General features: G+C 60.2%; 12 protein-coding genes. 4 read left to right on the top strand and 8 right to left on the bottom strand.

The window, feature by feature from the left end:
• The first annotated feature begins 69 nt into the window (after positions 1-69).
• Positions 70-1,473, top strand: coding sequence for a NorM family multidrug efflux MATE transporter (locus tag AB4P96_RS02785; RefSeq protein ID WP_017135873.1), 1,404 nt, complete (start codon positions 70-72; stop codon positions 1,471-1,473).
• A 129-nt stretch (positions 1,474-1,602) separates the two neighbouring features.
• Here the strand turns inward: AB4P96_RS02785 and AB4P96_RS02780 are convergent, their stop codons facing one another.
• Positions 1,603-3,267 carry a bifunctional diguanylate cyclase/phosphodiesterase gene (locus tag AB4P96_RS02780; protein WP_017135872.1) on the bottom strand — a complete coding sequence of 555 codons (1,665 nt, stop codon included), beginning with the start codon at positions 3,265-3,267 and terminating at the stop codon, positions 1,603-1,605.
• A 255-nt stretch (positions 3,268-3,522) separates the two neighbouring features.
• Between AB4P96_RS02780 and rep the strand changes: the two genes are divergently transcribed.
• Positions 3,523-5,532 carry a DNA helicase Rep gene (gene rep / locus AB4P96_RS02775; RefSeq protein ID WP_017135871.1) on the top strand — a complete coding sequence of 670 codons (2,010 nt, stop codon included), beginning with the start codon at positions 3,523-3,525 and terminating at the stop codon, positions 5,530-5,532.
• A 58-nt stretch (positions 5,533-5,590) separates the two neighbouring features.
• Positions 5,591-6,163 carry a xanthine phosphoribosyltransferase gene (locus AB4P96_RS02770; RefSeq protein ID WP_395600485.1) on the top strand — a complete coding sequence of 191 codons (573 nt, stop codon included), beginning with the start codon at positions 5,591-5,593 and terminating at the stop codon, positions 6,161-6,163.
• Positions 6,164-6,295: 132 nt separating this feature from the next.
• On the opposite strand, the gene AB4P96_RS02765 is transcribed toward AB4P96_RS02770, so the two are convergent.
• The 6 genes from AB4P96_RS02765 to dadA form a co-directional block, all read right to left on the bottom strand.
• Positions 6,296-8,218 carry an acetyl-CoA hydrolase/transferase C-terminal domain-containing protein gene (locus AB4P96_RS02765; protein WP_017135870.1) on the bottom strand — a complete coding sequence of 641 codons (1,923 nt, stop codon included), beginning with the start codon at positions 8,216-8,218 and terminating at the stop codon, positions 6,296-6,298.
• Between the two features lie 133 nt (positions 8,219-8,351).
• Positions 8,352-8,768 (bottom strand): cytochrome c5 family protein, encoded by a 417-nt coding sequence (locus AB4P96_RS02760; RefSeq protein WP_138451010.1) that lies wholly within the window; start codon positions 8,766-8,768, stop codon positions 8,352-8,354.
• Positions 8,769-8,949: 181 nt separating this feature from the next.
• Positions 8,950-9,498, bottom strand: coding sequence for a cupin domain-containing protein (locus AB4P96_RS02755; protein WP_017135864.1), 549 nt, complete (start codon positions 9,496-9,498; stop codon positions 8,950-8,952).
• A 116-nt stretch (positions 9,499-9,614) separates the two neighbouring features.
• Positions 9,615-10,688, bottom strand: coding sequence for an alanine racemase (alr, locus tag AB4P96_RS02750; protein WP_176992499.1), 1,074 nt, complete (start codon positions 10,686-10,688; stop codon positions 9,615-9,617).
• A 79-nt stretch (positions 10,689-10,767) separates the two neighbouring features.
• Entirely contained in the window at positions 10,768-11,121 is a 354-nt protein-coding gene (locus AB4P96_RS02745; protein WP_017135862.1) for a RidA family protein, read from the bottom strand.
• Positions 11,093-12,397 carry a D-amino acid dehydrogenase gene (gene dadA / locus AB4P96_RS02740; RefSeq protein WP_395600484.1) on the bottom strand — a complete coding sequence of 435 codons (1,305 nt, stop codon included), beginning with the start codon at positions 12,395-12,397 and terminating at the stop codon, positions 11,093-11,095. Before dadA ends, AB4P96_RS02745 begins: the two co-directional genes overlap by 29 nt.
• Positions 12,398-12,553: 156 nt before the next feature.
• On the opposite strand from dadA, the gene AB4P96_RS02735 reads away from it, so the two are divergent.
• A complete protein-coding gene (locus AB4P96_RS02735; RefSeq protein WP_003176896.1) occupies positions 12,554-13,042 on the top strand; it encodes an Lrp/AsnC ligand binding domain-containing protein in 489 nt (162 codons plus the stop codon).
• 73 nt (positions 13,043-13,115) lie between these two features.
• On the opposite strand, the gene AB4P96_RS02730 is transcribed toward AB4P96_RS02735, so the two are convergent.
• Complete coding sequence (locus tag AB4P96_RS02730; protein WP_017135860.1) at positions 13,116-13,469, bottom strand: YkgJ family cysteine cluster protein; 354 nt, start codon at positions 13,467-13,469, stop codon at positions 13,116-13,118.
• Positions 13,470-13,547: the final 78 nt, after the last annotated feature.

Here is a 13,547-nt window from a genome sequence, read left to right as displayed (position 1 = left end):
TCCTTTTGTGTAATGCCTCGGGAGCGCCGAGAATCAGCCCTTTCCCAACCCTCTGACTTTTTGAGTGTGATGATCATGCAACATCCGGTGCGTACTGAACTCTGGGCCATTCTGCGGCTGTCGGGGCCGTTGATTGCCTCACAGTTGGCGCACATGCTGATGGTGCTGACCGACACGCTGATGATGGCCCGCCTGAGCCCCGAAGCCCTGGCCGGTGGCGGCTTGGGCGCGGCGAGCTATTCGTTCGTGGCGATCTTCTGCATCGGTGTGATTGCCGCCGTCGGCACGCTGGTCGCCATCCGTCATGGCGCCGGTGACATCGAAGGCGCCACTCGCCTGACCCAAGCAGGTCTTTGGTTGGCGTGGTTGATGGCGTTGGTGGCCGGCTTGCTGTTGTGGAATCTCAAGCCCGTGCTGCTGATGTTCGGCCAGACCGAAACCAACGTGCAGGCGGCTGGGCAATTCTTGACCATCCTGCCGTTCGCCCTGCCCGGCTACCTGAGCTTCATGGCCTTGCGCGGTTTCACCAGCGCCATCGGCAAGGCAACGCCGGTGATGGTGATCAGCCTGGGCGGCACGGTACTCAACTACTTGCTCAACCATGCCTTGATCGAAGGCATGTTCGGTCTGCCGAAGCTCGGCCTGATGGGCATCGGCCTGGTAACAGCGATCGTCGCCAACAGCATGGCCCTGGCGCTGATGTGGTACATCCGCAGTAACCGGGCTTACGCAGCCTACCCGCTCGGCGCGGGCCTGCTGCGCCTTAACACTCAGTATCTGCGTGAGCTGTGGCGCCTGGGCCTGCCGATTGGCGGCACCTATGCGGTGGAGGTCGGTTTGTTTGCCTTCGCGGCGTTGTGCATGGGCACCATGGGCAGTACGCAATTGGCAGCGCATCAGATTGCCCTGCAAATCGTTTCGGTGGCGTTCATGGTGCCGGCGGGGATGTCCTACGCGATCACCATGCGCATCGGTCAGCATTACGGCGCCGGGCAATTGCTGCAGGCGCGCATGGCCGGGCGGGTCGGCATCGGTTTTGGCGCGTTGGTGATGTTGGGATTTGCCGTTGTGCTGTGGCTGTTTTCCGATGCGCTTATCGGGCTGTTTCTGGACCATAACGACCCAGCCTTCCACGACGTCATCGTGCTGGCGGTCAGCCTGTTGGCCGTGGCGGCGTGGTTTGAGTTGTTCGACGGCGTGCAAACCATTGCCATGGGCTGTATTCGCGGGCTGAAGGACGCCAAGACCACCTTCCTGGTGGGTTTGGGTTGCTATTGGCTGATCGGCGCGCCGTCTGCTTGGTTGATGGCGTTCACCCTGGGCTGGGGCCCAACGGGCGTGTGGTGGGGTTTGGCGCTTGGGCTGGCGTGTGCGGCCGTCAGCCTGACGTGGGCGTTTGAGGCGAAGATGAAGCGGATGATTCGGCAGGAGCCTGAAGTGCGCACGCAATTCCCGGCGATGCAACCAGACTAGAGAATGTACTCGGTCAATGTGGGAGCTGGCTTGCCTGCGATGGCGGTGTGTCAGATGCCAAATTGGCTGGCTGGCCCACCGCCATCGCAGGCAAGCCAGCTCCCACATTTTTGATTGGGTTTACAACCTTCAGCCCAGCAGCGCCTGCTGGCTCTTGCCGAACGTCAAATACTCCACCAGCTCCGGCAACGGCAACGGCTTGCTGATCAGGTAACCCTGGGCCTGATCACACCCAAACAGCCGCAACAACGCCAGCTGTTCAGGGGTTTCCACCCCTTCGGCCACCACTTCCAGGTTGAGGTTGTGGGCCAGGTTGATCATGGCATGCACCAGCTTGCGGTTTTCTTCGCGCTCTTCCATGCCGCCGACGAAGCTCTTGTCGATCTTCAGCAAGGCAATTGGCAGGCTGTTGAGGTGCACGAATGAGGAAAAACCGGTGCCGAAATCATCCAGGGAAAACCGCACACCCAAACGGCCAAGGGCGTCCATGGTCTGCTTGACCAAGTCACTGCGGCGCATCACGGCGGTCTCGGTCAGCTCGAACTCCAGCCACTGCGCTTCAACGCCACGCTCGGCGATCAGCCGGCTCAACGTCGAAAGCAACTGGCTGTCCTGGAATTGGCGAAACGACAGGTTGACCGCCATATGCAGCGGCGGCAGGCCGCGTTCGCGCAGGTCTTGCATATCGCGCAAGGCCCGCGAGATCACCCAGTAACCCAATGGCACAATCAGGCCACTCTGTTCGGCCAAGGGCACGAATTCGCTGGGTGGCAACAGGCCACGCTCGCCGTGGCGCCAGCGCACCAGCGCTTCCAGGCCGACGATATGCCCGTCGTCCAAATCCAGGCGCGGCTGGTAATGCAGCTCCAGTTCGTCGCGGCGCAGAGCACGGCGCAGCTCACTTTCCAGGTCGGCCAGGCTGCGGGCGTTGCGGTTGATGCGTTCGTTGAAGATGTGAAAGGTACAGCCCTGGGTACTCTTGGCCTGCTGCATGGCGATGTGCGCGTGCCACATCAGCGGGTCGGCCCCGGCGCGGGCACGGGCATGTGCCACGCCCAGGCTGCAGCCGATCAGCAGGCTTTCGCCATCCACCCAATACGGCTCGGCCATGGCTTCGGTAATGCGCTCGGCCATCCACTCGGCGCGCTGGGGCGCACGGCGGGTGTCGATCAGCAGGGCGAATTCGTCGCTGCCCAGGCGCGCCAGTTGGTCACCGGCTTCGAGTTGGCTCTTGAGCCGCGAGACCACTTGCAGGATCAAACGATCGCCGGCCTGATGGCCCAAGGCGTCGTTGGCGTGACGAAAATTGTCGAGGTCCAGATGGCCGAGGGCCAGGCCACGGCCTTCGTTTTCAGCCAGGCGCGCCGCCAGCAAGGTCTGGAAACCCTGGCGGTTGGCGATACCGGTCAGCGGGTCCTGTTCGGCCAGGCGCTGCAGGGTGTTTTCCAGCACGCCGCGCTCACGCACGTGGCGCAGGCAGCGGCGCAAGGTATCGGTATCCAATGCACCAAAGACCAGCCAATCGCTCACACCCAGCGGTGAAACCAGCGGTTCCTGCTCCAGCAGCAATATGCACGGCAGGCTGCAACGGCCTGGGCCGGGTTGCAGGCTGGGCGTGGTCAATAACACGGCACTGTGGTCGTCATCGAACAGACGACTCACCGAGTCCCAGTTGGGCGCGCTGACCAGCACAGCCCCATCGCCCATCGGCGCCAGGCACTCGCGCAACAACGCTGCCCACGCTGGCTCATCGGCCAGTAGCAGCAAACGCAAGGGTTCGACAGGCGTAGACAAGCTAGCTCCCTAGACTCTGCAAAATTTTTTGGCGGCGGGCATTATGACGCGCGGCCTGATAATCACCAATGATAAGGGTTATCAAATACGCTAACGGTATACATTCGCTGCAGTTACCCGTCACATCCTGCGGCAAAGTATCAAAACCGGCAAATTTAGATCGAGTGGTACGTCACACCGTCGTTCTAAAGCAGCAGAATCTTGCCAGCCTGTTAAAATGCCCGCCCTTTTGAACAACGACTCCCTGATTTCTGTATGTCCCGACTCAATCCCCGGCAGCAAGAAGCCGTGAACTACGTCGGCGGCCCTCTATTGGTGCTCGCCGGTGCTGGCTCCGGCAAGACCAGCGTGATCACCCGCAAGATCGCGCACCTGATCCAGAACTGCGGCATCCGTGCCCAGTACATCGTCGCCATGACCTTTACCAACAAGGCCGCGCGCGAAATGAAGGAGCGTGTCGGCACGCTGCTCAAGGGCGGCGAAGGCCGTGGCCTTACGGTGTGCACGTTCCACAACCTGGGCTTGAACATCATCCGCAAGGAGCACGTGCGGCTGGGCTACAAGCCGGGCTTCTCGATCTTCGACGAGACCGATGTGAAGTCGCTGATGACTGACATCATGCAGAAGGAATACGCAGGCGACGACGGCGTGGATGAGATCAAGAACATGATCGGCGCCTGGAAAAACGACCTGATCCTGCCGCCCCAGGCCCTGGAAAACGCGCGCAACCCCAAGGAGCAGACCGCCGCCATCGTCTACACCCACTACCAGCGCACGCTCAAGGCGTTCAACGCGGTGGACTTCGACGACCTGATCCTGCTGCCGGTAAAGCTGTTCGAGGAACACGCCGACATCCTCGAAAAATGGCAGAACAAGGTCCGCTACCTGCTGGTGGACGAATACCAGGACACCAACGCCAGCCAATACCTGCTGGTGAAAATGCTCATCGGCACGCGCAACCAGTTCACCGTGGTAGGCGACGACGACCAGTCGATCTACGCCTGGCGTGGCGCGCGCCCGGAAAACCTGATGTTGCTCAAGGACGACTACCCGTCCCTGAAAGTGGTGATGCTGGAGCAGAACTACCGCTCCACCAGCCGTATCCTGCGCTGCGCCAACGTGCTGATCTCCAACAACCCCCACGAGTTTGAAAAACAACTGTGGAGTGAGATGGGCCATGGCGACGAGATCCGCGTGATCCGCTGCCGCAATGAAGACGCCGAAGCCGAGCGCGTGGCCGTGGAAATCCTCAGCCTGCACTTGCGTACCGACCGGCCCTACAGCGATTTCGCGATCCTGTATCGCGGCAACTACCAGGCCAAGCTGATCGAGCTGAAGTTGCAGCACCACCAGGTGCCGTATCGCCTGTCGGGCGGCAACAGCTTTTTCGGACGCCAGGAAGTAAAAGACCTGATGGCCTACTTCCGGCTGATCGTGAACCCGGATGACGACAACGCCTTCCTGCGCGTGATCAACGTGCCGCGTCGGGAAATCGGTTCGACGACCCTGGAAAAGCTCGGCAACTACGCCACCGAACGCAAAATCTCGATGTACGCCGCCACCGACGAAATCGGCCTGGGCGAGCACCTGGACACGCGCTTCACCGATCGCCTGTCGCGCTTCAAACGCTTCATGGACAAGGTACGCGAGCAGTGCGCCGGCGAAGACCCGATCAGCGCCCTGCGCAGCATGGTCATGGACATCGACTATGAAAACTGGCTGCGCACCAACAGTTCCAGCGACAAGGCTGCGGATTACCGCATGGGCAACGTCTGGTTCCTGATCGAGGCGTTGAAAAACACGCTGGAGAAGGACGAAGAAGGCGAGATGACCGTCGAAGACGCCATCGGCAAGCTGGTGTTGCGCGACATGCTTGAGCGCCAACAGGAAGAAGAAGACGGCGCCGAAGGCGTGCAGATGATGACCCTGCACGCGTCCAAGGGCTTGGAATTCCCTTACGTGTTCATCATGGGCATGGAAGAGGAAATCCTTCCGCACCGTTCCAGCATTGAAGCCGACACCATCGAAGAGGAACGGCGCCTGGCCTACGTGGGCATTACCCGCGCACGTCAGACACTGGCCTTCACCTTCGCCGCCAAGCGCAAGCAATACGGCGAGATCATCGATTGTGCCCCCAGCCGGTTCCTGGATGAACTGCCGCCGGACGATCTGGCCTGGGAAGGCAATGACGACACCCCGACCGAGGTGAAGGCCGTTCGCGGCAACACCGCCTTGGCGGACATACGCGCGATGTTAAAGCGCTAGAATCGACTACTTTTTAATCTACTTTCGGCGCAAACCGCGCCATTAGAGGAAGCTTTCCGTGGAAGCACTGCACAAGAAAATTCGCGAAGAAGGCATCGTGCTTTCCGATCAGGTCCTCAAGGTTGACGCCTTTTTGAACCACCAGATCGACCCGGCGCTGATGAAGTTGATCGGCGACGAATTCGCCGCGCTGTTCAAGGACTCGGGCATCACCAAGATCGTCACCATCGAAGCCTCGGGCATCGCCCCGGCGATCATGACCGGCCTGAACCTCGGCGTACCGGTGATCTTCGCCCGCAAGCAACAGTCTCTGACCCTGACTGAAAACCTGCTGTCGGCCACTGTGTATTCCTTCACCAAGAAGGTCGAAAGCACCGTGGCGATTTCCCCACGTCACCTGACCAGCAGCGACCGCGTGCTGGTGATCGACGACTTTTTGGCCAACGGCAAAGCGTCCCAGGCGCTGATCTCGATCATCAAGCAAGCCGGCGCGACCGTTGCAGGCTTGGGGATTGTGATTGAGAAGTCGTTCCAGGGTGGCCGTGGGGAGCTGGACGCGCAGGGTTATCGGGTTGAGTCGCTGGCGCGGGTGAAGTCGCTGGCCGGTGGCGTCGTCACCTTCATCGAGTAATCACTGCCTGAACTCGATTAAAAATGTGGGAGCTGGCTTGCCTGCGATGAGGGCCTGACAGTCGACAACTCTGTCGACTGACACTCCGTTATCGCAGGCAAGCCAGCTCCCACATTTGATTTTTGGTGCCTGTCAGTGCGCGGTGGCTTGGAGGCCAGCAAGCAGCAAGCGCTGATACAGATCCTCTTTCAACCCCTCCGGCTGATCCAGCCGCATGCGCTTCAAATGCTCGGGAAACGCCTCCGGCTCCGGTGCATCCAGTGCCGCCCGGCCCAATTCCAGAATCTCCGTCAGCTTGAATTTGCTCTTGAGCCAGTTAAGGGCGCGCAACAGGTCCCGTTCCTCATCGGTAAAATCAGTGCCCAACGGATATTCCGGAAACAACCGGCGATGCCGCGCCTGAATGCCCTTGAGCCGCTCCGGCGTATTCTCAGTAAAACGTGGGTCCAGTTCGAAGTCCTTGGCCAGCTTGCCAGCCTTTTGCGCCTGTTCGATCAGGTCGTTCTGGAAGCGCGAGTCGGTGACCTTGAGCAAGGCCTCGATCACCTTGGCATCCGTCTGACCGCGCAAGTCGGCAATGCCGTATTCGGTAATGACGATATCCCGCAGGTGCCGTGGGATGGTGCAGTGCCCGTACTCCCAGACTATATTGGAACTGACCTCACCCGCCGACTCGCGCCAGCTGCGCAGAATCAGGATTGAACGCGCGCCCTCCAGCGCATGGCCTTGCGCAACAAAGTTGTACTGCCCGCCCACGCCGCTGAGTACGCGACCGTCTTCGAGCTGGTCGGCCACGCCCGCACCGAGCAGCGTCACCATGATCGCGCTGTTGATAAAGCGCGCATCCAGGCGTTGCAGACGCTTGAGTGCTTCCTGCCCGTACAGCTCGTTGATGTAGCTGATGGCGGTCATGTTGAATTCGAGACGTTTGGCGTGAGTCATTTCCTGCAAACGCTGGTAAAAGCTGCGCGGCCCGAGGAAGAAACCGCCGTGAATGGAAACACCGTCGGGCTGCGCGGCGTCATCCAGGGTGCCGGCGTTGGCCTGCTGCTGGGTCGTCACATCCGGGTAGACCTTGCGCCGAATAATCCCGGCATCGGCCAGCACCAGCAGGCCGTTGACGAACATTTCGCTGCATCCATAAAGGCCACGCGCAAAGGGCTCGACACCGCCTTCGCGGCTGATCAAAGGCGCCCACTGGTAAACATCCAGATCCGTCAGCAACAACCGGTAGGCTTCGTTATCGGCCTGGCGCGCCAGTAAGGCGGCGGTCAGCGCATCGCCCATAGAGCCAATGCCAATCTGCAACGTGCCGCCATCGCGCACCAGGGTGCTGGCATGCAAGCCGATAAAGTGGTCTTGAAAGCCGACCGGCATATTCGGTGTGGAGAACAACGTGGTGCTGTCCTTCTCGTCGATCAGGTAATCGAAGGCGTCCATACCCAGTTCGGCATCGCCGGGCATATAGGGCAAATCGCTGTGAACCTGGCCGACGACGAGGATGGTTTCGCCTGCTTCGCGGCGCTTGGCGATCATCGGCAGCAGGTCGAGGGTGATATCGGGGTTGCAGCTCAAGCTCAGCCGGTCGGGGTGTTCGGCGCTGCTGGCGACCAATTGCGCCACCAGGTTCAAGCCGGCGGCGTTGATATCGCGGGCAGCGTGGCTGTAGTTGCTGCTGACGTAGTCCTGCTGCGCCGACGCGCTATGCAGCAGGCTGCCGGGCTGCATGAAGAACTGCTGCACACGGATGTTCTTTGGCAGGCTGTCCTTGTGCAAATCCGCCAGGAAATCCAGCTCGGGATAGTCGCCGAATACCCGCTCGATAAAGGGTTCGAGAAAGCGCTTCTGCAAGCCGTCACCCATGGTCGGGCGGCCCAGGGCCAGTGCGGTATAGATCGTCAGCTCGCGCTCCGGCAGCTTGGCGATACGCCGGTACAGCGCATTGACGAACAGGTTGGGCTTGCCCAGACCGAGCGGCATGCCCATGTGGATATGCGCCGGCAAGCGTGCCAGTACGTCGTCAACTGCTTGCTCGATTGAACACAACTGCACCATCCGACCCTCCTGAACATTCCGTGATTAGGGGTTGGACCGAGCTTGCCGGGTCTTTGCTGCAATGAACAGCGTTGAAGTACAAATCGCAGGCACAAAAAAGCCGCTGGTCAGCGGCTTTTTGGCGAAGATCGGTTTATTTCAGCCCCGACATCTTCTCGATTGCGCCTTTCAGCTCAGCATCCGAGCAATCGGCGCATGTGCCTTTTGGCGGCATGGCGTTCAAGCCGGTGATCGCCTTGGCCAGCAGGCCGTCGAGGCCGCCCTGGTGGTCGGCGCGGTCTTTCCAGGCCGCGCTGTCACCGATCTTCGGTGCGCCCAGCAAACCCGTGCCGTGGCACGCATTGCAGTGCTTGGCAATCACTTCATCCGGCGTCTTCGCGCCGCCGCCGCCGCCCGCAGCCACGGCAACTTCCATCCCTTTGCATTCCTGGCCCTGGACACACACCTGGCCGACAGGCTCCAGGCGCTTGGCAATTTCATCATTGGTCGCAGCTTGAGCGCTGACAGCCCATAGGGCCAGTACGGTTGCTGGTGCAGCCAGCATTTTCATAATTAGGTTCACGCGTTCACCCTCAATGGTGGCTATTCACGCCTGCGGCCACGGTTTCGCAGGCGGCGAAAGTATAACGGTTAGCCCGTGATGCCGAAACAACCCTATTAAATAAAGGGAGATTCGGCCTCACGGTTACAGCAACGGGTGTGTCTGCAACGCTGGCAGCACGCCTCTTCTGTCAAAAGTTCGCAGGTGTGGCTGCGCTGATTAGCCGCGCCGGCACGTCGAACGGGTTGCGAAAACGATGCGGCTTGGTGCTTTCAAAGTAGTAGCTATCGCCGGCTTCGAGCACAAAAGTTTCAAGACCGACCACCAACTCCAGGCGACCTTCCACCAGGATCCCGGTTTCTTCGCCTTCGTGGGTGAGCATTTCTTCGCCCGTATCGGCGCCCGGCGGGTAGATCTCGTTAAGAAACGCAATCGCCCGGCTGGGGTGCGCGCGCCCGACGAGTTTCATGGTGACGGCGCCGTCCGAGATGTCGATCAGCTCATTGGCTTTATAGACGATCTGCGTCGGTTTTTCCTGGAGGATCTCTTCGGAAAAGAACTCGACCATGGACATGGGGATGCCGCCCAGCACCTTGCGCAAGGAACTGATCGAGGGGCTGACACTGTTTTTTTCGATCATCGAAATGGTGCTGTTGGTGACACCCGCGCGCTTGGCGAGCTCACGCTGGGAAAGACCTTTGAGTTTACGGATGGATTGCAGTCGTTCGCCGACGTCCAATGCAGGAGCCTCCTAGGATTCAGGCTTTGTTGTAGTTGAGCGTTATCATGGCGACAGCGTTCAGTATTTACAACACTTGGACCTAAATCCCGGTGGGCTCTGCTCGTAGGCGCTGCTTAAGCCCCGCAATAGAGCCTTGGTACGCGGCGCAGGTTGCAGAAAATCTGGTAGGGGATGGTCTCGGCAGCCGCCGCCACGTCACTGGCAAGGATATTTTTGCCCCACAGCTCCACGGTGGAACCGAGCCCGGCCTGGGGCACGTCGGTGAGGTCAACGCAGAGCATGTCCATGGACACTCGGCCCAGCAACTGGCTGCGCTGGCCTGCCACCAGCACTGGCGTGCCGGTCGGTGCATGGCGCGGGTAGCCGTCGGCATAGCCCATGGCAACCACGCCGACGCGCATCGGTTTTGGCGTGATGAACTTGGCGCCGTAACCGATCGGCTCACCGGCCGGCAATTCACGCACGCAGATGACTTTCGATTCCAGGGTCATCACCGGCTGCAAACGCGCAGCGATGGCCTGGTCCTCACCAAACGGCGTGGCACCGTAGAGCATGATGCCTGGGCGCACCCAGTCGCTGGACATATTCGGCCAGCCCATCACCGACGGCGAATTACGCAGGCTGACCTCGGCCGACAACCCTTGGCGCGCCGCTTCAAACACCGCCACTTGCTCGTCACTGCGCACGCAATCGAGTTCATCGGCGCGGGCGAAGTGGCTCATCAGTACGATCCTGGCCACTTTGCCGCTGGCCAGCAGGCGCTGGTACGCCTCGTGGTAATCCTTGGGGTGCAGGCCTACGCGGTGCATGCCCGAATCGAGCTTGAGCCAAATGGTCAGCGGTTTGCTCAGCCGGGCTTGTTCGATGGCTTCCAACTGCCACAACGAATGCACCACGCACCAAAAATCATGTTCGATGATCAGCGGCAGTTCGTCAGCTTCGAAAAAACCTTCCAGCAGCAATACCGGCGCACGAATCCCGGCAGCCCGCAGCTCCAATGCCTCCTCGATGCACGCCACCGCAAACCCATCCGCCTCGGCTTCCAGCGCCTGGGCCACACGTACGGCACCATGGCCATAGGCATCCGCCTTGACCACGGCGAGGGCTTTGGCTCCCGTGACTTCACGGGCCAGTTGGTAGTTATGGCGCAGGGCTTGGAGGTCGATCAGGGCACGGGCAGGACGCATGGCGGCAGGCTTCTAGGCGGTAAAGTGAAGAAAAACCGGCGCCGACTATCAGCCACGGCGCCGGGGGAAAAAGCTACGTTTAAGGCAGCGCAGCCACCACGGACAGCTCTACCAGAATTTCCGGTTCGCACAGTTTGGCCTCAACCGTGGCACGGGCCGGGGCCACGCCTTTAGGCAGCCACTTGTCCCACACCGCGTTCATGCCGGCGAAATCGGCATCGATGTCTTTGAGGTAGATCGTCACCGACAGCAACTTGGTTTTGTCGGTGCCGGCCAGGTCCAGCAAACGTTCGATATTGGCCAGGGTTTCGCGGGTCTGCTGTTCAATCCCGGCATTCATGTCGTCGCCGACCTGCCCTGCCAGATACACGGTACCGCTGTGAACAACGATCTGGCTCATGCGCTCATTGGTGAGCTGGCGCTGGATTGACATGTTTTGCGGACTCCTGGTGGTTGCTGCCGTAACGGGAAATATCGAGACCTTCGGCGCTGATCTGCGGCGTTTTTTTCGCCATCAGGTCAGCCAGCAAACGGCCAGAGCCGCACGCCATGGTCCAGCCAAGGGTGCCGTGGCCGGTGTTCAGGAACAGGTTCTTGAACGGGGTGGCACCGACAATCGGCGTGCCGTCGGGTGTGGTCGGGCGCAGGCCGGTCCAGAAAGTGGCTTCGGTCAAATCGCCGCCCTGAGGATAAAGGTCGTTGACGATCATCTCCAGGGTTTCACGTCGACGAGAGTTCAGCGACAGGTCAAAACCGGCTATTTCAGCCATGCCGCCGACGCGGATGCGGTTGTCGAAACGGGTGATCGCGACCTTGTAGGTTTCATCAAGAATGGTCGAAGTCGGCGCCATCGCCGGGTTGGTGATCGGCACGGTCAGCGAGTAACCCTTGAGCGGGTACACCGGCGCCTTGATCCCCAGCGGCTTGAGCAACTTGGGCGAGTAACTGCCCAGGGCCAGTACGTAACGGTCGGCGGTTTCCAGCTTGCCATCGATCCACACGCCATTAACGCGATCACCGGCGTAATCAAGGCGCTGGATGTCCTGTTCGAAACGGAATTCCACGCCCAATTGCTTGCACATGTCCACCAGACGCGTGGTGAACATCTGGCAGTCGCCGGTCTGGTCGTTGGGCAGGCGCAGGGCGCCGGCGAGGATATCGGTGACGCTGGCCAGGGCTGGCTCTACGCGGGCAATGCCGGCGCGGTCGAGCAATTCGAACGGCACGCCGGATTCTTTCAATACGGCGATGTCTTTGGCTGCGCCATCCAATTGCGCCTGGGTGCGGAACAACTGCGTAGTACCAAGGCTGCGGCCTTCGTAGGCAATGCCGGTTTCGGCGCGAAGTTCGTCAAGGCAGTCACGGCTGTATTCGGACAGGCGCACCATGCGCTCTTTGTTCACCGCATAACGGCTCTGGGTGCAGTTGCGCAGCATCTGCGCCATCCAGAGGTACTGATCGATATCGGCGGTGGCTTTGATCGCCAGTGGCGCGTGGCGTTGCAGCAACCACTTGATGGCCTTGAGCGGCACGCCTGGCGCGGCCCAGGGCGAGGCATAACCCGGCGACACCTGGCCTGCGTTGGCGAAACTGGTTTCCATGGCAGCGGCGGGCTGACGGTCGACCACAACCACTTCAAAGCCGGCCCGCGCCAAATAGTAGGCACTGGTCACCCCAATGACGCCGCTACCCAAGACCAGAACGCGCATTTTTATATCCTCATCACGGGCTTAGCCGCTGACGTGTGTTATTCGAGCAATGATGGGCGCAGTGTAAAAAACAATGACCAGTGCATTTCACTATATAAATGCCTATATTTGGCGACAATTCTCGGCAAAAACCCTTTTCACAGAGGCGTATCCCCTATGCGTACCAACACCCAGACCAAGCGGGAGCTGGACAAGATCGATCGCAATATCCTGCGTATCCTGCAAACCGATGGGCGTATTTCGTTCACGGAGCTGGGGGAAAAGGTCGGGCTGTCGACCACGCCGTGCACCGAGCGGGTCCGCCGCCTGGAGCGCGAAGGGATCATCATGGGCTACAACGCGCGGCTCAACCCGCAGCATTTGAAGGGGAGTTTGCTGGTATTTGTCGAGATCAGCCTGGATTACAAGTCGGGCGACACCTTTGAGGAATTCCGCCGCGCCGTGCTGAAGCTGCCCCATGTGCTGGAGTGCCACTTGGTGTCAGGCGACTTCGACTACCTGGTGAAAGCGCGAATCTCCGAGATGGCCTCGTACCGCAAATTGCTCGGCGATATCTTGCTCAAGCTGCCGCATGTGCGCGAGTCCAAGAGCTATATCGTGATGGAAGAGGTGAAAGAGAGCCTCAATCTGCCGATCCCCGACTGACCAAATGACACAATTCGGTCAAATGTGGGAGCTGGCTTGCCTGCTCCCACATTTTTTTGATCCAGTACATCCGTCAGACCAGTACTTGCCGGGTACTCGCCATGTACTCGTGAATTTGCTTCTCAACCCTAGGGTGAATCAATTCCACCGGCCGCCGCCCATTCGGGCACGGCAACGTCTTGGTAGTGCCAAACAACCGGCAGATCAGCGGCCGCTCGTCATACACGGTGCAGCCGTTCGGCCCCAGGTGCACGCAGTTCAGCTCGTCCATGGCCGCCTCCTGCTCGGCGGCAGTCTTGCGTGGCAGGCGCGACATTTCCTCGGGTGAGGTGGTCACCGGCCCACAGCAGTCGTGGCAGCCGGGGACGCACTCGAACGAAGGTATCTGCCTGCGCAGCGCGCTGATTTTCTGGCTGTTGCAACTCATCGAAACACTTACCGAACGGCGAATAGGCGTGGATTCTGACGCAAAACGTGCTGCGCAGACAGCTTCGTCCGACCGCTG

Origin of the sequence: Pseudomonas sp. B19125 (assembly GCF_044218855.1) — a bacterium.
GTDB lineage: Bacteria > Pseudomonadota > Gammaproteobacteria > Pseudomonadales > Pseudomonadaceae > Aquipseudomonas > Aquipseudomonas edaphica.
Note: the sequence above shows the minus strand (reverse complement) of the source record. Positions and strands in the feature narration are given on the sequence as shown.

Coding starts and splice junctions, on each gene's coding strand:
- AB4P96_RS02745 (WP_017135862.1), bottom strand. CDS start 11,121: ATGTCAATCCAGCGCCAGCTCACCAATGAGCGCATGAGCCAGATCGTT.
- AB4P96_RS02765 (WP_017135870.1), bottom strand. CDS start 8,218: ATGGTGCAGTTGTGTTCAATCGAGCAAGCAGTTGACGACGTACTGGCA.
- AB4P96_RS02785 (WP_017135873.1), top strand. CDS start 70: ATGATCATGCAACATCCGGTGCGTACTGAACTCTGGGCCATTCTGCGG.
- alr (WP_176992499.1), bottom strand. CDS start 10,688: ATGCGTCCTGCCCGTGCCCTGATCGACCTCCAAGCCCTGCGCCATAAC.
- AB4P96_RS02735 (WP_003176896.1), top strand. CDS start 12,554: ATGCGTACCAACACCCAGACCAAGCGGGAGCTGGACAAGATCGATCGC.
- AB4P96_RS02730 (WP_017135860.1), bottom strand. CDS start 13,469: ATGAGTTGCAACAGCCAGAAAATCAGCGCGCTGCGCAGGCAGATACCT.
- rep (WP_017135871.1), top strand. CDS start 3,523: ATGTCCCGACTCAATCCCCGGCAGCAAGAAGCCGTGAACTACGTCGGC.
- dadA (WP_395600484.1), bottom strand. CDS start 12,397: ATGCGCGTTCTGGTCTTGGGTAGCGGCGTCATTGGGGTGACCAGTGCC.
- AB4P96_RS02760 (WP_138451010.1), bottom strand. CDS start 8,768: ATGAAAATGCTGGCTGCACCAGCAACCGTACTGGCCCTATGGGCTGTC.